This is a genomic window from Streptomyces sp. NPDC012510 (assembly GCF_042955065.1).
GTDB lineage: Bacteria > Actinomycetota > Actinomycetes > Streptomycetales > Streptomycetaceae > Streptomyces.
Genome location: NZ_JBIBEN010000084.1, coordinates 1 through 291, shown reverse-complemented (window position 1 = coordinate 291; position 291 = coordinate 1). Strand labels below are relative to the sequence as shown.

The 291-nt window shown below is 68.4% G+C and carries 1 protein-coding gene; it reads right to left on the bottom strand.

From position 1 onward, the window contains the following. Window positions 1-238 (bottom strand): hypothetical protein (locus ACFY9I_RS42465; RefSeq protein ID WP_391012888.1); only part of this gene is annotated, 238 nt, incomplete at its 3' end. Window positions 239-291 lie beyond the last annotated feature (53 nt).

Sequence of the window (291 nt, the reverse complement as noted above, 5' to 3'; positions counted from 1 at the left end):
ACTCGGACTGGTGCCGGTACGCGTACTCGATCGCGAGCTGGGTCTTGCCGACACCGCCCATGCCGTGGATCGCCTCGGGCAGCACGGTGGTCGTGCCCTCGGCCAATCGTTCGCCCAGACGTTCGAGAAGGTCCACCCGGCCGGTGAAATTCGGGTTCCGGGGCGGGATGTTGCCCCAGACGCGCGGCGTCGTCGACTGCCCGCTCTCCACCGAGGGCAGCTGCAGGGTGGTCGCCATGTCCGTGGCACCTTCTGAAGTTGTCCCGGACCCCCTGGGGGATGGTGCGGACA